At 37.1% G+C, this 18,353-nt stretch carries 19 protein-coding genes; 9 read left to right on the top strand and 10 right to left on the bottom strand.

The features are described 5' to 3' along the window. Positions 1-3: 3 nt before the first annotated feature. The gene (locus tag AC3RVG_RS04395) at positions 4-840 is read right to left on the bottom strand and encodes a DUF8457 domain-containing protein (protein ID WP_489690231.1); all 837 of its coding nucleotides are present in this window, start codon (positions 838-840) and stop codon (positions 4-6) included. A 183-nt stretch (positions 841-1,023) separates the two neighbouring features. On the opposite strand from AC3RVG_RS04395, the gene AC3RVG_RS04390 reads away from it, so the two are divergent. The 6 genes from AC3RVG_RS04390 (at position 1,024) to AC3RVG_RS04365 (ending at position 7,250) form a co-directional block, all read left to right on the top strand. Beyond that, on the top strand, positions 1,024-1,701 hold the full coding sequence (locus tag AC3RVG_RS04390; protein WP_489690230.1) for a thymidine kinase: 678 nt from the start codon (positions 1,024-1,026) through the stop codon (positions 1,699-1,701). A gap of 1 nt (position 1,702) precedes the next feature. Then, positions 1,703-2,812 (top strand): alanine racemase, encoded by a 1,110-nt coding sequence (gene alr / locus AC3RVG_RS04385; RefSeq protein WP_489690703.1) that lies wholly within the window; start codon positions 1,703-1,705, stop codon positions 2,810-2,812. Positions 2,813-2,892: 80 nt separating this feature from the next. After that, the gene (mscL, locus tag AC3RVG_RS04380; RefSeq protein ID WP_489690229.1) at positions 2,893-3,303 is read left to right on the top strand and encodes a large conductance mechanosensitive channel protein MscL; all 411 of its coding nucleotides are present in this window, start codon (positions 2,893-2,895) and stop codon (positions 3,301-3,303) included. Positions 3,304-3,489: 186 nt separating this feature from the next. Further along, positions 3,490-4,479 (top strand): aspartate-semialdehyde dehydrogenase, encoded by a 990-nt coding sequence (locus AC3RVG_RS04375; RefSeq protein WP_489690228.1) that lies wholly within the window; start codon positions 3,490-3,492, stop codon positions 4,477-4,479. Between the two features lie 117 nt (positions 4,480-4,596). Next, the gene (locus AC3RVG_RS04370; protein WP_489690227.1) at positions 4,597-4,977 is read left to right on the top strand and encodes a DoxX protein; all 381 of its coding nucleotides are present in this window, start codon (positions 4,597-4,599) and stop codon (positions 4,975-4,977) included. 113 nt (positions 4,978-5,090) lie between these two features. Then, positions 5,091-7,250 (top strand): prolyl oligopeptidase family serine peptidase, encoded by a 2,160-nt coding sequence (locus AC3RVG_RS04365; RefSeq protein WP_489690226.1) that lies wholly within the window; start codon positions 5,091-5,093, stop codon positions 7,248-7,250. A gap of 35 nt (positions 7,251-7,285) precedes the next feature. Here AC3RVG_RS04365 and AC3RVG_RS04360 read toward each other — a convergent pair whose 3' ends face one another. From AC3RVG_RS04360 to AC3RVG_RS04340, 5 genes are all read right to left on the bottom strand, one after another. Further along, complete coding sequence (locus tag AC3RVG_RS04360; protein ID WP_489690225.1) at positions 7,286-8,290, bottom strand: NAD(P)H-dependent glycerol-3-phosphate dehydrogenase; 1,005 nt, start codon at positions 8,288-8,290, stop codon at positions 7,286-7,288. Between the two features lie 352 nt (positions 8,291-8,642). After that, complete coding sequence (gene nadD / locus AC3RVG_RS04355; protein WP_489690224.1) at positions 8,643-9,227, bottom strand: nicotinate (nicotinamide) nucleotide adenylyltransferase; 585 nt, start codon at positions 9,225-9,227, stop codon at positions 8,643-8,645. Positions 9,228-9,285: 58 nt separating this feature from the next. Then, positions 9,286-9,870 (bottom strand): guanylate kinase, encoded by a 585-nt coding sequence (gmk, locus tag AC3RVG_RS04350; RefSeq protein WP_489690223.1) that lies wholly within the window; start codon positions 9,868-9,870, stop codon positions 9,286-9,288. Positions 9,871-9,955: 85 nt separating this feature from the next. Next, complete coding sequence (locus tag AC3RVG_RS04345; protein ID WP_489690222.1) at positions 9,956-10,813, bottom strand: YicC/YloC family endoribonuclease; 858 nt, start codon at positions 10,811-10,813, stop codon at positions 9,956-9,958. 78 nt (positions 10,814-10,891) lie between these two features. Continuing rightward, positions 10,892-11,848 carry a YheT family hydrolase gene (locus AC3RVG_RS04340; RefSeq protein ID WP_489690221.1) on the bottom strand — a complete coding sequence of 319 codons (957 nt, stop codon included), beginning with the start codon at positions 11,846-11,848 and terminating at the stop codon, positions 10,892-10,894. 168 nt (positions 11,849-12,016) lie between these two features. Between AC3RVG_RS04340 and AC3RVG_RS04335 the strand changes: the two genes are divergently transcribed. Further along, on the top strand, positions 12,017-12,490 hold the full coding sequence (locus tag AC3RVG_RS04335) for an acyl-CoA thioesterase (RefSeq protein WP_489690220.1): 474 nt from the start codon (positions 12,017-12,019) through the stop codon (positions 12,488-12,490). On the opposite strand, the gene AC3RVG_RS04330 is transcribed toward AC3RVG_RS04335, so the two are convergent. Genes AC3RVG_RS04330 through AC3RVG_RS04320 form a run of 3 tightly spaced genes read right to left on the bottom strand, consistent with a single transcriptional unit; the run spans position 12,487 to position 14,510 of the window. Next, positions 12,487-13,389 carry a DMT family transporter gene (locus AC3RVG_RS04330; RefSeq protein WP_489690219.1) on the bottom strand — a complete coding sequence of 301 codons (903 nt, stop codon included), beginning with the start codon at positions 13,387-13,389 and terminating at the stop codon, positions 12,487-12,489. The two genes, AC3RVG_RS04335 and AC3RVG_RS04330, sit on opposite strands and share 4 nt — an antisense overlap. Then, positions 13,386-13,742 (bottom strand): arsenate reductase family protein, encoded by a 357-nt coding sequence (locus AC3RVG_RS04325; RefSeq protein ID WP_489690218.1) that lies wholly within the window; start codon positions 13,740-13,742, stop codon positions 13,386-13,388. Before AC3RVG_RS04325 ends, AC3RVG_RS04330 begins: the two co-directional genes overlap by 4 nt. Before the next feature lie 9 nt (positions 13,743-13,751). Next, positions 13,752-14,510: a DUF3298 and DUF4163 domain-containing protein gene (locus AC3RVG_RS04320; protein ID WP_489690217.1), complete on the bottom strand. Its 759-nt coding sequence runs from the start codon at positions 14,508-14,510 to the stop codon at positions 13,752-13,754. A gap of 184 nt (positions 14,511-14,694) precedes the next feature. Here AC3RVG_RS04320 and AC3RVG_RS04315 point away from each other — a divergent pair, with 184 nt between their 5' ends. Further along, complete coding sequence (locus AC3RVG_RS04315; RefSeq protein WP_489690216.1) at positions 14,695-15,837, top strand: cystathionine gamma-synthase; 1,143 nt, start codon at positions 14,695-14,697, stop codon at positions 15,835-15,837. A gap of 78 nt (positions 15,838-15,915) precedes the next feature. Here the strand turns inward: AC3RVG_RS04315 and AC3RVG_RS04310 are convergent, their stop codons facing one another. Further along, the gene (locus tag AC3RVG_RS04310; RefSeq protein WP_489690215.1) at positions 15,916-16,716 is read right to left on the bottom strand and encodes a THC0290_0291 family protein; all 801 of its coding nucleotides are present in this window, start codon (positions 16,714-16,716) and stop codon (positions 15,916-15,918) included. A gap of 224 nt (positions 16,717-16,940) precedes the next feature. Here AC3RVG_RS04310 and gdhA point away from each other — a divergent pair, with 224 nt between their 5' ends. Then, complete coding sequence (gene gdhA, locus AC3RVG_RS04305; RefSeq protein WP_489690214.1) at positions 16,941-18,284, top strand: NADP-specific glutamate dehydrogenase; 1,344 nt, start codon at positions 16,941-16,943, stop codon at positions 18,282-18,284. Positions 18,285-18,353 lie beyond the last annotated feature (69 nt).

The raw sequence follows: 18,353 nt of genomic DNA, 5'->3' as shown, positions 1-18,353 counted from the left end.
AATTTAGTTGAAACGTTTTTCAATAATATTCATAAACCGCTCTGAATATTCTTCTTTATTGAGCCAATAATTGTAGTCTGGTTTTACTTTTCCTTTTATAAAACTTTGCGCTTCATCAAAATTCCCCATTGTATTAATCTGTGAAAGTACGCGGGTATAATCTTCGGCTTGTCCTTCAAAAAGATGTTTTATGAATGCCAATCGATCGTTTAGCCCAATGTTTAATCCTTTGTTTATAGTGTCGTTTAACGATTTAGCGCGAGATTCACTCATCGTTTTGCTAGCCTCAGTTCCTTCAACAGATTTTGGGAAGAGTTCGGTATTTTTTCTTTCAAATTCGGGCATTTGCTGATAGTTTGAAGCAAATTCTTCCAAATCGTTTTTAATATATTTTACAGCTGCTATTTCTTCCTCCTCTTCTTCCTCTTCCTCCACTTCTTGCTCCAATTCATCTTCCACTTCAGTAGGAATAGTTTCTCTGATTTTTGGAAGCATTTCTTCCAGAAGTTCATCTATGCGCTCGCTCTCTTCAGGCATTTGCGCAACAATATCCTTTATCTTTTCCATTAAAGGCTCGATGAGGTCTTCTTTATGTTGCGGTTGTGGTACAGGTTCTGGTTCTGTAAACCAGTTTCCTTCACGGAAACTTTTGGAGTCCATAGACGCAGAAGTTGGTTCTTCGGAAGGGTCTTCTATTTGATTTTCAAGATACTCAAGAATTGCCAGTTTTTCGTGTAGCGCTCCCACCAATCCCTTTACATAAGCGGTTTTAAACGTTTTTTCTTCTTCAATTAGTTGCTTTGCAAGCACTGTTACCTGCTCGCGGAGTTTCTTTTTCATATCTTAATAAATTAAACTGAATTTCTATTTTGTTTTTATAAATTTACGCATCCTATATGTAAACGTCAACTATTTCTGTTTTCTTGTCTAAAATCATTGTTATACAAAGGTTTCAGACAATATTGAAGTTGAGCATACTGATGGATATCGTATTAGTGCCAATGTTTCGCGTAAAATTAAACTATGTTTCTTGAAAATACCGTAAATCAGAAAGAACAATTTGGTTGGATTGAAGTAATCTGCGGTTCCATGTTTTCAGGGAAAACCGAAGAGCTTATAAGAAGGCTGAAACGCGCCAAATTTGCGCGCCAAAGAGTGGAGATATTTACCCCTTCCATAGATACTCGTTATGCCGAAGACTCGGTAACGAGTCACGATAGCAATCATATTCGTTCCACACCCGTACCTGCAGCTGCCAACATTCCAATCTTGGCAGATAATTGCGATGTAGTAGGAATAGACGAAGCACAATTTTTTGATGACGAAATTGTAAAAGTTTGCAACGACCTTGCCAACCGTGGCGTTAGGGTTATTGTTGCTGGGCTTGATATGGATTATAAAGGCAATCCTTTTGGCCCCATGCCAGCTTTAATGGCAACTGCAGAATATGTTACGAAAGTACATGCCGTTTGCACTCGCACCGGAAATCTTGCCCATTTTAGTTACCGCAAAGCAAAAAGCGAAGCACTCGTTTTGCTCGGAGAAACTGAAGAATACGAACCTTTAAGCCGTGCCGCCTATTACAAAGCACAACTTCGAGATAAAGTTGTAAAACTTGAAGTGAAAGATGCTGAAGAAATAATTGATGAAAAAACTTCCCGCCACGACGGACAGGCCGAAAAAACGGGAAAACAAGCATAACATGCCCAAAGCCACTGAAACTTTATTGGAGATCGACCTAAACGCGCTCGATGCAAATTACAAATACATTACTTCAAAGTTAAAGCCCCAAACCAAAGTTCTTGCTGTAGTAAAAGCCTTTGGCTATGGAAGCGATTCTGTTGCTGTGGCAACGGAACTTGCAAATTTGGGCGTTAATTACTTTGCTGTGGCATATACTAACGAGGGCGAAACGCTTAGAAATGCTGCGATAGAAACCCCAATTTTGGTATTGCATCCGCTTCCTGTAAATTTTGAAGCAATTGTGAACCGCTGTTTGGAACCGAGTATTTATTCCCGAAAAACTTTAGAAGAATTTATCGCTTTCGCGGAAGAAAAAAAACAGACTAATTATCCTATTCATCTAAAATTCAATACTGGTTTAAATCGCTTGGGTTTTAATGAAAATGATATTTCGTTCATTGCAGAAAAGCTTTCTAAAACAAAAAGTGTAAAGGTAAAATCTGCTTTTTCGCATCTTGCGGCAAGTGAAGATTTAAAGCTAAAAGAGTTTACGCTAGGTCAAATTGTAACGTTCCAAAATATTTCAGAAGAATTAATTTCCAAAATTGGTTATAAACCATTGCTTCACTGTGCTAACACTTCTGGAATTATCAATTATCCGGAAGCGCATTTTGACATGGTACGCACTGGCATTGGGCTTTATGGTTTCGGAAACGATAAAGAAGAAAACAAACATCTAAAACCCGTAGGAACTTTAAAGACGGTTATTTCGCAAATTCATCAAATTCAAGAAAATGACAGCGTGGGTTATAATCGCGGTTTTATTGCTGAAAAACCTACGCGTTCGGCAACACTTCCTATAGGCCACGCAGACGGCATTCCACGTTCATACGGAAAAGGCAAAGGCTGGGTAACCATAAATGGAAAGAAAGCACATATTCTGGGCAATGTATGTATGGATATGATTATGGTAGATATTACAAATATAGCCTGTGAAGAGGGAGACGAAGCCATTGTTTTTGGCCCTTCAACCAGCGCGGAAGAATTATCTTCAGCTATCAACTCTATTTCATACGAATTAATTACGGCAGTTTCTCAAAGAGTGAAAAGAATTATTTGTAGGAATTAACCCTATTTGGTAAGAATTATTTAAAAAATACATTGTTTTTAAGTAAATTAGCTAACATTAACCCTTAAACGCTAACTAATATGTTAAAAGAATTCAAAGATTTTATTATGACAGGCAACGTCGTAGACCTTGCCGTTGCCGTAATTCTAGCTGGAGCCGTTGGGCTCGTTGTAACCGGATTTACTAACGACATGATTATGCCAATAGTAGGGCATTTTGCTGGCGGAATGGATTTTGCCGACCTTAAAATTGTTTTAGATGCCGCAGTAGTTGATGCTAATGGCGAGGTTGTAAAACCTGAAAACGCTATTATGTGGGGAAAATGGGTAAACTCTCTAATTAACCTTGTAATTGTTGGTTTTGTACTATTTATGATGGTAAAAGCTTACGCAAAAACCAAAAAGAAAAAAGTTGCAGCTCCTGTTGCAGATCCGGGACCATCCGAAAAAGATTTGTTGATGCAAATCCGTGATGAGCTTAGAAAAAAATAAATTTTAGCTACCGTTACATTACATATTCTAACCCTAAACCCTCGCTAGTTTTCTACTAGCGAGGGTTCTTTTTTTGTTTATATTTTGAAATATTCGCATAGCAACAACTAATTTTACCACAACCACTTTGTGCACTTTGCGAAAAACTTTGCGACCTTTGTGGTTAATTAAACGAATCCCGAAAATATGAAATTAGCCTTGGTTGGTGCCACCGGAATGGTTGGCGAAGTAATGTTGAAAGTGTTAGCGGAACGCAATTTTCCCTCTGATGAATTATTTTTAGTCGCTTCAGAAAAATCTGTTGGAAAGGAAATTTCCTTTAAAGGCAAAACATATAAAGTTATTGGTTTAAAAGAAGCAGTGGCTGCAAAACCCAATATTGCTCTTTTTTCTGCTGGCGGAAGTACTTCTTTAGAATGGGCACCAAAGTTTGCTGAGGTAGGAACTACCGTGATAGATAATTCTTCAGCTTGGCGTATGGAGCCCGACAAAAAACTCATCGTTCCTGAAATTAATGCGCACCTATTAACAAAAGACGATAAAATAATTGCCAATCCTAATTGCTCAACTATACAATTAGTGATGGCTTTGGCGCCGCTGCACAAAAAATATAAAATGAAGCGAGTTGTTGTTTCCACATATCAATCGGTTTCGGGTACGGGCTTGAAGGCGGTGCAGCAAATGGAGAATGAAATGGCTGGTATAAAAGGCGAAATGGCCTATCCGTATCCAATTCATAAAAATGCTTTACCGCATTGCGATGTTTTTGAAGAAAATGGATACACAAAAGAAGAGATGAAATTAGCTCGTGAGCCACAGAAAATATTAAATGATCGTACGTTTTCAATTACTGCCACTGCAGTGCGGATTCCTACGGCAGGCGGGCATAGCGAATCGGTAAATGTTCAGTTTGAAAATGACTTCGAATTGGGGGATATTCGCAAAATGCTGCACGAAACACCTGGTATTGTTCTACAAGACAATCCAGACACCAATACGTATCCAATGCCAATTTACGCGCACGATAAAGACGATGTTTTTGTGGGAAGAATACGCCGAGACGAAACACAACCAAATACTTTAAATATGTGGATTGTGAGTGATAACCTTCGGAAGGGAGCGGCAACCAACGCAATTCAAATTGCGGAATATTTAATAGACAACAGCTTGGTATAGTATTTTTAGAAAAAAAATAGAGATATATTTAAATTATTGTTAAAAAAACGCACTTTATTTAAAGGTGCGTTTTTTTATTTTCAGTATCTTTAAAGACTAACCATTAATACTTAGCTTATGAATTCAACTTTTACTAAAATCCTAAGAATTATTTTAGGCTTAGGATTACTTTTTTTTGGACTGAGTAAATTAATTCACTTCAACATCATGCCCACGCATATCTATACGGGTGAGGCGGCAATATTTATTGACTCGCTCAGTGATACTGGATATATTCTGAAAGTAGTTGGAGTTTTTGAAATGCTGATCGGAGTGCTTTTACTAATAAATAAATGGGTGCCGTTCGCGCTTCTTTTATTGGCTCCTATAACGGTCAACATCTTATTATTCCATTTATTCTTGGACACTCCAGGACTGGTAGCGGCAATTATCATTGTAGCTTTAAATGTTATTCTTATCTACAAACATTGGAAGATTTATAGACCTTTGTTTCTTTGAAACCCGTCAGTTATAGCAAATTAAAGGCTTCCGTTAAGGAGGCCTTTTTGTATTGCGGACTATTTTCTTTTCAGTTAAAAGCAGTACATTTACGTTTCCAAAAAATAAATTTTATGAAGTTTACAATCGTTCCTGCAATTCTTATTCTTGCCTTTGTAGGCTGTAAAGAAGAACCAAAAAAAGAAAAAATTTCTGTGACATATCCACAAACAAAAAAAGTTGATACTGTAGACACTTATTTCGATGTTGAAGTAAAAGACCCATATCGTTGGTTAGAGGATGACCGCAGTGAAGAAACTGCTGCCTGGGTTAAAGCAGAAAACGAAGTAACTTTTGGTTATTTAGAAAAAATACCATTCCGTGAAGAATTGAAAAATCGTCTTTCTGATCTTTGGAATTACGAAAAAGTAGGAGCCCCTTTCCATGAAGGAGACTATACTTATTTCTATAAAAATGACGGCCTACAGAACCAGTACGTTCTTTACCGTTATAAAACTGGAGAAGATAAAACCACTGCCGAAATATTTTTAGATCCCAATACTTTTAAGGAGGACGGAACTATTTCTTTGGGTGAAACTAGCTTTTCCAAAGATGGCAGCAAGTTAGCTTATAGTATTTCTGAAGGCGGCAGCGACTGGCGAAAAGTACTCGTTATGAGCACCGAAACAAAAGAATTAATTGGCGATACATTAAACGACATAAAATTCAGTAGTCTTTCTTGGAAAGCTGAAGAAGGTTTTTACTATTCTAGTTACGACAAGCCGAAAGGCAGCGAGCTTTCTGCAAAAACCGATCAGCATAAAGTGTATTACCATAAAATGGGAACTTCACAAAGCGAAGACAAAATAATTTTTGGAGCAACACCCGAAGAAAAACACCGATATATTGGCGCTTCTGTAACTGAAGATAACAACTATTTAATTGTAAGAGCTAGTACTTCTACTTCTGGGAACAAACTTTTTATTAAAGATCTTACTAAGCCAAATGCTGAATTTGTTGCTATTTTAACCAATACAGATACTGACACTTTTATTCTTGAAAATGTAGGTTCTAAGTTATATATAGTTACAAATATGAACGCGCCAAACAAGAAAATCGTTACAGTAGATGCTAAAAACCCTAGTCCAGAAAATTGGGTAGACTTTATTCCTGAAACAGAAAATGTGCTTTCACCGAGTACTGGAGGAGGTAATATTTTTGCAAATTATATGGTAGATGCAGTTTCAAAAGTGATGCAGTATGATTATGACGGGAAGTTAATTCGCGAAGTAAAACTTCCAGGAGTTGGTTCCGTGGGTGGTTTCGGCACTAAAAAAGAAGAAACAGAACTGTATTACTCTTTTACCAATTATGTTACTCCAGGTAGCATTTATAAATACGACATTGCTAGCGGTAATTCTGAGTTATTTATAAAGCCCGAAATAGACTTCAATCCAGAAAATTATGAAAGCCAGCAAGTTTTCTATAATTCAAAAGATGGAACAAAAATACCAATGATTATCACCCATAAAAAAGGATTGAAAATGGATGGTAAAAATCCAACGCTACTTTACGGTTACGGTGGGTTTAATATCAGTTTAACGCCAAGTTTTAGCATTGCAAATGCAGTGTGGATGGAACAAGGTGGTATTTACGCAGTACCAAACCTACGCGGTGGTGGAGAATACGGAAAAAAATGGCACGATGCAGGAACCCAAATGAAGAAACAAAATGTGTTTGATGATTTTATAGCTGCAGCCGAATATTTAATTGAAAACAATTACACTTCTAGCGATTATCTTGCAGTTCTTGGACGTTCTAATGGAGGCCTACTTGTAGGTGCCACAATGACCCAGCGTCCAGATTTAATGAAGGTTGCGTTGCCTGCAGTTGGCGTTTTAGATATGCTTCGTTATCATACTTTCACCGCAGGTGCTGGTTGGGCTTATGACTACGGAACAGCAGAAGACAGCAAAGAAATGTTTGAATATTTAAAAGGTTATTCGCCATTGCACAATGTGAAGGAAGGCGTTGAATATCCTGCAACTTTAATTACTACGGGTGACCACGATGACAGAGTAGTGCCTGCACACAGTTTCAAATTTGCCGCTGAACTTCAAGCAAAGCAAACTGGCAGTAACCCTGTTTTAATTAGAATTGAAACCGATGCCGGCCACGGTGCTGGAACTCCAGTAAGCAAAACCATTGAACAATATGCCGATATTTTCGGCTTTACATTATTCAATATGGGTTTTGAAGAATTACCAAATAATGTCAAACAAGAAACCAAATAACAAAAAAAGCCCCGTATTATTTACGGGGCTTTTTTTTAATCTAACTTTTCAGTTAGTTTTTTAAAGGTTTTCTTCGGGTCCTTATTTTCGTAAAGCACCTCGTAAACTGCATTTATTATTGGGGTCTTTGCCTTTTTCTTACCTTTTTGCTGATTTAGGTTATAGGCACTATTTGTAGCGTAATATCCTTCGGCAATCATACTCATTTCAAGTTGGGCGCTTTTTACCGTGTAGCCTTTCCCAATCATCGTTCCGAAGAGTCTATTTCGGCTAAAAACGGAATAACCAGTAACAAGTAAATCTCCTAAATAGGCGGAATCATTTATATCGCGCTTCATTTTATGTACCTTTTTCACGTACTTTTTCATCTCGCGAATAGCATTACTCATCAGTACACTTTGGAAGTTATCTCCATAACCGAGACCGTGTGCAATTCCCGCAGCTACGGCGTAAATGTTTTTAAGCATTGCAGCGTATTCTATTCCCAAAACGTCATCGCTGGTAGTACATTTTATGTAATCGCTGCTTAGCACCTCTGCAATCATTTTTGCTTTTTCATCATCAGCACTTGCAATGGTTAGATACGAGAGTCTTTCAAGGGCAACTTCCTCTGCGTGGCATGGCCCAGAAATAACCCCAATATTATTAAACGGAACTTTATAATGCGTATTAAAATGGTCACCAACAATAAGGCTAGTTTCTGGAACAATACCCTTAATTGCCGAAAAGACTATTTTGTCTTCCAATGAAACCGTCAATTTTTTTAACTCTTTATGAAGAAATGCAGAAGGCACCACAAAAATTAGTACATCTGCGTCCTTAACTGTTTCATTAATATCGTTACTGAGTTTTAATTGCTTTAAGTTAAACTCTACCGAACTAAGATAGTTGGGATTATGGCCGTGCTTTTTAAGGTGTTCTAAAGCGTAATTATTGCGCATATACCAACCTACTTCCTCGAGATTTTCGCAGAGCATTTTTACAATGGCCGTGGCCCAGCTTCCACCGCCAAAGACCGCATATTTTGGTTTATCAGACATTTGTATGGTTTAGAAATATATTTTAATGTAAGACTACTTCGTTGATTTTTAAGACCTATTCTAAAAACTTTAAGATTTAAGTCTAAAATCTAATGTAGCTAAGCTAATATCTTATTTCAAAAGTACACAATTCATGCTTAAACATTTAACAATAGCTTAATAATGGCTATGCAATGTTTACTAGTTTAAGGACGTTATTTGCATTGATTATTGAGATGGTTTATCCATCAATACGAGAGTAGTTTCAATGATTTTGGTTGGTTATTTAGTTGAGGCCGCTCCCCAAGTGTTAATTTGGTGGGGCGGTTTTTTTTATTCCTGCGAAGGCAGGCATCTCACGAACATGCAGAATCTATCTGTAAAAATTCATTTCATCCAAATAAGTCCAGACTTTAGAAGAAAGCATTGGACGAATATTTTTTCCAGTTTTAATACCCTTCCGAATAAATGTTGAAGAAAGCTCAATAATTGGAGCATCAACAGCTTTAATCTTTTTATGATTGTCGAATTGTGTTTCTACTGTTCCTTCAGAAATTCTCGGATACACATAAATTGAATAGCGCTCCAAAATAACCTCATAATTTTTCCACTTGTGAAGGCTCTTTAAATTGTCTTCACCCATAATTAAGCTGAAATTATTTTCGGGGAATTTTTCTTCCAAATGGGCTAAAGTATTCACCGTATAATTGGGTTGCTGAAGGTCGAATTCTACATTACTGGCTTGTAGTTTTGGGTAATCTTCAACAGCAATTTGTACCATCGCTAGCCTGTGATGATCCTCTAGTAACATTTTCTTTTTTTTATGCGGATTGTGTGGCGTAACCACAAACCAAACTTCATCCAAATCGCTGAACTCTACCATATGGTTGGCAATAATCAAGTGCCCAATATGTATTGGGTTGAAAGTGCCAAAATAGAGTCCTGTTTTTTTTGTCATTTGTATGCTCTTGGAGATGCTCTGCGGTTGTGGAGTGGAGACGCAATGCATTGCGTCTCTAATTTGTTTTTATGAAATTTTCAACCAGATCGTGCGCTTCGTTTAAGGCAGTTTGCAGGTCGTGGTTTTTTATAATATAATCAAATTGTGGCGCTGTAGCTAGTTCCACCGAAGCTTTTGCAATACGCATATTAATACGTTCATCGCTTTCGGTTTTACGTTTCTTTAAGCGAATTTTAAGTTCGTCAATACTTGGGGGTTTCACGAAAACAGCAAGTGTTTTGTCTGGATATTTCTTTTTAATGCGAAGTCCGCCAACTACATCAATATCAAAAATGACGTTTTTGCCGTGACTCCAAATACGTTCTACTTCACTTTTTAATGTGCCGTAAAAATTATCGCGATATACTTCTTCCCACTCCAAAAAATCATCGTTTTTGATGTGTTGCTTAAAATCTTTTAGTGAAATAAAATAATAATTTTCCCCGTGTTTTTCATCGCCACGAGCTTCGCGAGAGGTACAAGAAACTGAAAACTCTAAGTTGAGGTCTTCTTGTTTTAATAGATGCTGTACGATTGTGGTTTTTCCGCTGCCTGATGGAGCAGAGAACACAATTAATTTACCGCCTTTTTTTGAATTCATTTTAAATTATAAAAAATTTGACTTAAGACTGAAAGACATAGTACGTAGGACCATTTCTTTTTTAAATTAAATTCCTACTACCTAGTTATAGTACGTTTAGGGCTTGTTCTTTAATTTTTTCCAACTCGTCCTTCATTTGAACAACTACTTGCTGCATTGGCGCATAATTTGCTTTACTACCAATAGTATTGATTTCGCGACCTATTTCCTGCGTAATAAAACCTAGTTTTTTACCGTTGGAATCGTGCGATTTTAAAGATTCTTCAAAATATTCTAAGTGATTTTTTAGTCGAACTTTCTCTTCAGTAATGTCATATTTTTCAAGATAATAGATCAATTCCTGCTCAAAACGGTTTTCGTCTACTTTTTCTTTTAAATCTGAAACTGCTTTGCGAAGCCTTTCTTTTACCGCATCTACACGTTCCGGATCTATTGCAATTACTTCGTCTAATAAATTCGAAATGGTTTTTGAACGTCCCCAAAAGTCATTTTCCAATACCAAACCTTCGTCGGTTCTATATTTGTTGATTGCTTCCAGTGCTTTGTCAATTCCTTTTAAAATGACTTCATATTCCTTTTCGTCAATTTCTTCACGCTCAGTTTTCAATGCGTCTGGCATACGAACTGCCATTTTTAAAAGCTCCACAGGGTCACCATTTACCACGTTTGCTAATTGTTTTATATATTGTTTTACAATAGTTGCATTGAGTTGTGTTGTAACTTCCTCGCCAGTAACTTCAATATAAAGTGAAAAATCTACTTTTCCGCGTTGCAGCGATTTTGCAAGTAGATCGCGAATTTCAAGCTCCTTTTCACGATAAGCCGAAGGCACGCGCGTATTAAGGTCTAGCCCTTTGCTGTTTAACGATTTAATTTCAATAGTAATGGTTTTGGAAGGCAATTGAACAACTTCTTTGCCGTAGCCCGTCATGGATTGGATCATATTCCTAATTTTGTGAAGGCAAAGGTAGTAAAATAGTCTTTAGTCGGTAGTGGGGATACGTTAGTAAAACAACTTAGCTTATTCATTCAAAAACTGCACAGCTCGCTCTTCGCTATAATACAATTTATTGCTTTGATGAAAACCTACGTGACCGCCATATTTTGGTATTTCGAAGTGGATGTTTTTCATTTTTGAAGCTAGTTCTCTGGGATAACAATCTGCAGAAAGGAAGCTATCGTTTTCGGCATTCAAAATATAAACGGGAATTTTAATATTCGGAAGAAATTGCAGACTGCTATTCTTTTCGTAATAATCAAGCGCATCTTTAAAACCGTGCGCAGGTGCGGTGTAAACGTTGTCGAATTCTAGTAGTGACGTGATTTTTTGGTAATCTGAAGGCGTCATTTTTTCAGGAAAATCCTTCATTTTGACTTTGTATTTTTTCCGAAGATTATTAAGAAATGAATTTCTGTAAACCCAATTTGAAAACGCATTTAATGATTCTAAAGAACCTTTTAAACTCAAGGGAGTGGAAATGGCAACGGCTTTTTTTATTTCCTTCGGAAAAGATTCGCGCTCACCCAAATATTTCAAAAGTAAGTTTCCACCAAGACTGAAACCCAAAAAATGGATATCGTTGTATTGGTCTTTTTTCAAAATAAAATTAATAACCGCCTCCAAATCGTCGGTTTTCCCTGCGTTGTAAGATTGGTATGAAATATTTGCCTCGCCGCTGCAACCTCTAAAATTTATTGCTGCCACATCCCAACCATTTTGGTTTAAAATTTTTGATTGGCCTTTCATATAAGTTCGCTGCGCATTTCCCTCCAAACCGTGAAGTAAGATTGCAACTTTTTGGGAAGCCACTTTAGCAAACGACCAATCAATATCTAAAAAGTCGCCATCGGGCAATTCTATGCGCTCGCGTTGCTGAACTAGATGTGGTGTAGGACGAAGCTTGGCGGAATAAATTGTAGAAAAATGCGCGTTTCTAAAAAGTCTTGAAGGCTCAAAAGTACTGGAAATTAAAGGCATATTTATTTTAGAAATTATAAGCGATTACTTAACAATTACATCTATATCGAAGAAGATTCTGGCTTGGACTACGCATAGCCGCCAAACCTAAAAACATTTAACAGAAACTAAACACATTTACTATGCTTGCATAACAAAAGTACTTTAAATTTGTAGAAAAATTTGACGATGTACACAAAACAATTTGAAATACGCTGGAGCGATGTAGATGCAAATCGCCATTTGCGCAACAGTGCTTTTATAGATTACATGAGCCACACCCGCATGAGTTTTTTAATGGAAAGCGGAATGGATCAACGGCATTTGGCAGAGCATAATTTAGGGCCGGTGGCTTTTTATGAGCACATGTATTATTTCAAAGAATTTTTTCCTGGGAAGCCGGTTACTGTTTCACTTCAATTAAGAGGCTTGTCTGAAGACGGAACCTACTTTGAATTTCTACATAATTTCTACGACGAAAACGGGAAAAACTACGCACGTTGTGAAATGATGGGCGGTTGGATAGATTTAAAAGAACGCAAACTGGTGGGGCTTCCGAAAGAATTTTATGATAAATTCTACGCACTAGAAAAGACGGACGATTTCAGAATTCTTACTAAAGAAAATACCCGAAAGTTTAGTCAGCGTCCGAAAGATCTTTAGTCGGAATTCTTTCGCACACGTTTTATTGTAGAGAGATAAACGCCCAAAAATATTAAAGCTGCAGCGCCTATTCGCAATGCGGTAATACTGTCTGCGCCAACTATTATTGCAAAAATTACTGCAATTACTGGTTGCAGATAAATAAATGCGCCAATAGTAGAAGGGCTTAATTGTTTGAGCGCGTAAATATTCAATAGATAAGTCATTACAGTTGTGCAGACAACTACAAAGCCAAGTCTCCAAATGTCTTCGAAAGGAAGGCTGCTCCAAGCAACATCTGTAAATTCTGAAATTCCGATTGGCAGATTTATTAAAAATCCAAATAGGAAGAGAAACTTCATTAATGTAATGGAGCTATATTTTGATACTAAGGGTTTTACTAAAATTAAATAGATAGAATAGGAAGTTGCATTCACAATAAAAAGAAGGTTTCCAATTGGAATATTTGGTGCATTTGGTTGTTCTTTTAATCCAAAAAGAATTAATACCAATGCTCCGCCAAGGCCTAAAAATATACCGAGACTTTTTACCCAAGTTATTCTTTCCTTTAAAATAAAGGCAGAAAGCACCAAAAGCAAAACTGGTGAAAGTGTAATAATTACTGAACTATTGATAGGTGTGGAAAGACTCAATCCTTTAAAAAAGGCGAGCATATTTAAAACCATTCCGAAGAAAGCACAAGCTACAAACCTAATCCAATCGCGACGCGCCACTTTTTCTGAAGGAAAAAAAAGACTGAGGATCCAAAATATTACCGCTGCGCCGGAAACTCGCAAAAATATAAAACCGAATGGTTTAATAACATCTGGCATTAACCCCTTGGCAATTGTATGGTTTATACCATAGATAATGCTGACAGTGGTTGCCGCCAAAAGCGCAAAAATACGTTGTTGGGTCAATTTTTAAGAATAGATTTTTTACCAGCAGCAACAGTTTTCGGGCTGCTTCCTATAAATATTTCGTCGTTATTTACAATAACGGGACGCTTCAAGAAAGTATAATGTTCTAAGATTAGATCTTTGTAATCTTCTTCAAGCAAGTTTTCACTTTTTAAATTTCGCTCTTTGTATAGTTTTGCTCTGCGGCTAAATAATTCTTCAAAACTATCGGTAAGGTTGAAAAGCTCATCCAATTCTTCTTCGGTGATGCCTTGTACTTTTATATCCTGTTTTATAAACGACGAAGGAATTTCTATTTCGTCCATCACGCGTTTACAGGTATCACAACTTGATAAATAATATACTTTTTGCATGGTCCAAAATTAATCAATACTTAAGAAAGGTTCAGCTTCTTTTAAGCCTATTTTTAATTCAATTGGTCCATCTGCGTAACTTGCAATATCGTATTGATTGTAGATGAATATTAGGCTGTCCTGCGTAAAACCTACACTTTCGGGAAGATGAAATGTATCATTTTCAAACCAAAACTTGGTGTCGTTAATTCCTTGTTTCTCGGCTATTTTTTGTTGCTCGCGGAATTTCTTTTCAGCAAAAACGGTAAGTTCTTTTTGGTTTTTAAAAAGCTCTTTTAGCGTAAGCTCTTCGCCAGTTTTTGGATCAATATTTAAAAATGTTGTAGCACCGTAGCCGTGTGCGCCACCAGTAAAAAGATACTGGCGCATTTCAAAGGATAAAAGCTCTTTGGAAGAGTAAATTTCGTTTACTGAAATTTCAGCAAAGTATTCGCCCGCCATATCCGGAAATTGCGCTTGGTCGGCATTATAAGCTTCAATAAAACTAGTTGCGGCTTCTGCTATTGTTTTTGCTGTGGGCGTAGTGTCTTCGCCCATCATAAGCGAAGCAAATATGAAATCTTTTATCTTCTTATTTATTTTTTCTGAAACTTCACTATCTCCAAAAACTTCAATATAATTGATAGTTACTTCTGGGCATTTGCTGTTTTCGCAAATTTTAAGCTCCTTTTCAGTAAAACTCTCTGAAGAAATTTCGATGTTTTTTTCTTGGTTACATCCCACAATGATTAGGGCAAAAAGTGCCAAGATTGTAATTCTGTTATTCATGCGTAAAAAGGAATAGATGGTTAGCTATCACAAATGAAACTCTTAAATTTGCATTTCAAAAGTAATAACTTTAAAATCAGCTATTGTGAAAGTTATATTAAATCATAAAATAGTTTTGATAATGCGAATTATCACTTTAAGATAAGGGCATTCCATCTTTCATTTTATATAATATTTTATTCAGATGAAATTCAACACAAAAACAATACACGGTGGCCAGCACAATGTAGATCCAGCTTATGGATCTGTAATGCCACCAATCTATCAAACAACAACATTTTCGCAAACTACACCCGGTGGGCACAAAGGTTTTGAATATTCGCGGAGTGGAAATCCAACGCGTGCAGCTTTGGAACGAGCTTTTGCCAGTATTGAAAATGGCGAATTCGGACTCGCCTTTGGAAGCGGACTTGCGGCAATTGATACAGTAATGAAGCTTTTAAAACCTGGCGATGAAGTAATTTCAACTAACGATCTTTACGGTGGAACGTATCGTTTGTTTACCAAAATTTTTGAAGGTTTTGGAATTAAGTTCCATTTCGTCGGGATGGAAAATGCAGATAACATCGAGAATTATATAAACGATAAAACAAAACTGATTTGGGTAGAAACGCCAACCAACCCAATGATGAATATAATAGATATAAAAAAGGCAGTTTCAATTGCGAAAAAGCACAACGTTTTGCTTGCGGTAGATAACACTTTTGCAACGCCGTATTTACAACAACCGCTCGATATGGGTGCAGATATAGTAATGCATAGCGCCACAAAATATCTTGGCGGACATAGCGATGTGGTTATGGGAGCCCTAGTAGTAAGAGATAAAGAGCTTGCAGATAAACTTTATTTTATCCAAAATGCAAGTGGTGCCATTTGCGGACCGCAAGATTGTTTTCTTGTATTGCGTGGTCTAAAAACGCTTCACATCCGTATGCAACGCCATTGTGAAAATGGTAAAGCGATTGCCCAATATTTGGCGAAACATCCAAAAATTGAAAAAGTATATTGGCCAGGTTTTGAAAATCATCCAAACCACGATATTGCTAAAGAGCAGATGAAAGATTTTGGTGGAATGATTTCTTTTGTACCCAAAGGAAACAATTACGACCAAGCTATTAAAATAGTAGAGAACCTGAAAATTTTCACCTTAGCAGAAAGTCTTGGCGGCGTTGAAAGTCTCGCCGGACATCCTGCAAGTATGACGCACTCGAGCATTCCGAAAGAGGAGCGCGAAAAGACAGGCGTCGTAGATTCGTTAATTCGTCTTTCAGTTGGGATTGAAGATGTAGACGATTTAATTGAAGATTTAAAGCAAGCACTTGGATAAGATGAGATTTTAGACGAAATACAAAAAGGGTCGGGTTTTTAAAAAACCTGATCCTTTTTTAATGCTGTAAAAATTCGTTTAATTGATATAATAAATATACCCAACGTTCAGCCAATAAATCCATTCGTTGGCTTTGTTTTCAGGAACTGGGGTGGTTCCATTATTTTCAAAAGACGGTTTTAGACCATCTACCCAATCTGAAAAGTAAAAATGCCAACGGCTGTCCAGCATTAAATCGCTTAAAGGAGAAAGTTTGTATCTAATTCCAACACTTCCCACTACCGCCCAAGTGGTAGCCGGTTCTTGCTGAAAGGCGTTAAAATATTTATCTGGCGTAGTTGTGGGGCTATTTAGCCCTCCTAATGACGAGGAAACTTCAGGGTCAAAACTTACCCAGTGCGCTCCCAAACTAATAAAAGGTGCAATTTTATATTGTCCCGCTGCAAAATCACGAATGCTAAACGGGAAAAATTCAAGTTGAGAACCTACTTCAACAACAGTAGTTGAGCCACTCATTGCTCGAAGTTGGTCTGCAAATAAGGAAGTGTGGTCTGGCGCTACCCATTCACCAAAATGGTTCAAATTTGTTTTATGGTAGTCAATTTCAGTACGAATTTTAAAGTGATCATTAAAATAAACAGCCCGCGTATAACAGTTACAATCAGCACTGTACGAAAAATTGATATAGTGAATAAGACCAATTCCGATAGTGGTATTACCAGAGTTTGTGTCAAAATCATACCGCTGACCAAAGTCTGAATAAAAGACTACGGGTCCGGTAATTATACCAACTTCCTGCGAAAAGCCGTATTGGCTGAACGCTTCTTGTTTCGAAAAAAACAAAAGGAAAAATACCAATAAAAGGAATTTGGTATTCATTAAAATTTTAGATTTAAGTGTGAAACACAACAAATATATAAAAACATAATCACCATTAAAGTTTAATAGCTCTATTTAGCTAATTTGTAAAAAATTGACGCCCAGTTTTTATCATAACGCTTATATTTGTGCCGTCCTTATATAATGGTTTACTATAATCTGTTTTAGATTATAACTTTCACATTACAACGGAATTCGCTAAAAGTAAAATAAAATTTGAACCAATGAAGCAAAGTATAAGTGATTTCATTTCTGAAGTCGAAAAACTCAATCCTAATGAGCCTGAATTTCTTCAGGCGGTAACTGAGGTTGCCGAAACTGTAATCCCTTTTATTGAAAAAAACGAAAGGTATGCCAACAAAATGTTGTTGGAAAGAATGGTAGAGCCAGAGCGCACTATTCTTTTTCGTATTCCTTGGACAGATGACAATAATGCAATTCAAGTAAACAAAGGGTATAGAATAGAGTTTAACTCTGCTATCGGCCCATATAAAGGCGGTTTGCGTTTTCACCCTTCTGTAAACCTTAGTATTCTTAAGTTTTTAGGATTCGAGCAAACTTTTAAAAACAGCCTTACAACTCTTCCAATGGGAGGCGGTAAAGGTGGTGCTAATTTTGACCCAAAAGGGAAAAGTGATGCAGAAATAATGCGTTTTTGCCAAAGCTTTATGACGGAGCTTTTTCGTCATATTGGCCCAAATACTGATGTTCCTGCGGGCGATATTGGCGTTGGTGGTCGCGAAATTGGCTATATGTACGGTCAATACAAACGCATTCGTAATGAATTTACGGGAGTGCTAACTGGAAAGGGGCGTTCTTATGGCGGATCTCTTATTCGTCCAGAAGCAACGGGCTACGGAAACGTATATTTTGCAAAAGATATGCTAGCAACTAGAGGCGAAAGCTTTGAAGGCAAAACCGTAGTTGTATCTGGTTCTGGTAACGTAGCACAATATGCAGCCGAAAAAGCAATACAGTTTGGCGGTAAAGTTGTTACTTTTTCAGATTCTGCTGGATATATTTATGATTCGGAAGGTATCAACGCAGAGAAACTGGCCTTTGTAATGGAATTGAAAAACGAAAGACGCGGACGTATTTCAGAATACACTGAAAAATATACGGGTGCAAAATACGTAGAAGGAAAACGCCCTTGGGAAGTAAAATGCGATATAGCACTTCCTTGCGCAACCCAAAACGAATTGAATGGCGAAGAAGCAGAAATGCTTTTGAAAAATGGTTGTTTTTGCGTAGGCGAAGGCGCCAATATGCCTTGCACACCAGAAGCTATTGAAGCATTTCAGAAAGCGAAGATTTTGTTTTCACCAGGTAAAGCATCTAATGCTGGTGGTGTTGCAACCTCTGGTTTAGAAATGTCGCAAAACTCTTTACGTCTAAGTTGGACAGCTGAAGAGGTTGATGAAAAACTTCATAAAATTATGAACGATATTCACGCCGCATGCGTAGAATACGGAAAAGATAGCGATGGTTATGTAGATTACGTAAAAGGAGCAAACATTGCAGGCTTTGTAAAAGTTGCCGAAGCTATGTTAGCACAAGGCGTAGTTTAATAGTTAGACTTCATTTTAAGAAAGCCTTTCCAAATTATCTTTTTCATTATAAAAGATATGGAAAGGCTT

Source organism: Aequorivita sp. IT1282, from assembly GCF_058068205.1.
The sequence above is the reverse complement of the archived record's forward strand: the minus strand, read 5'-3'. Positions and strand labels throughout refer to the sequence as shown.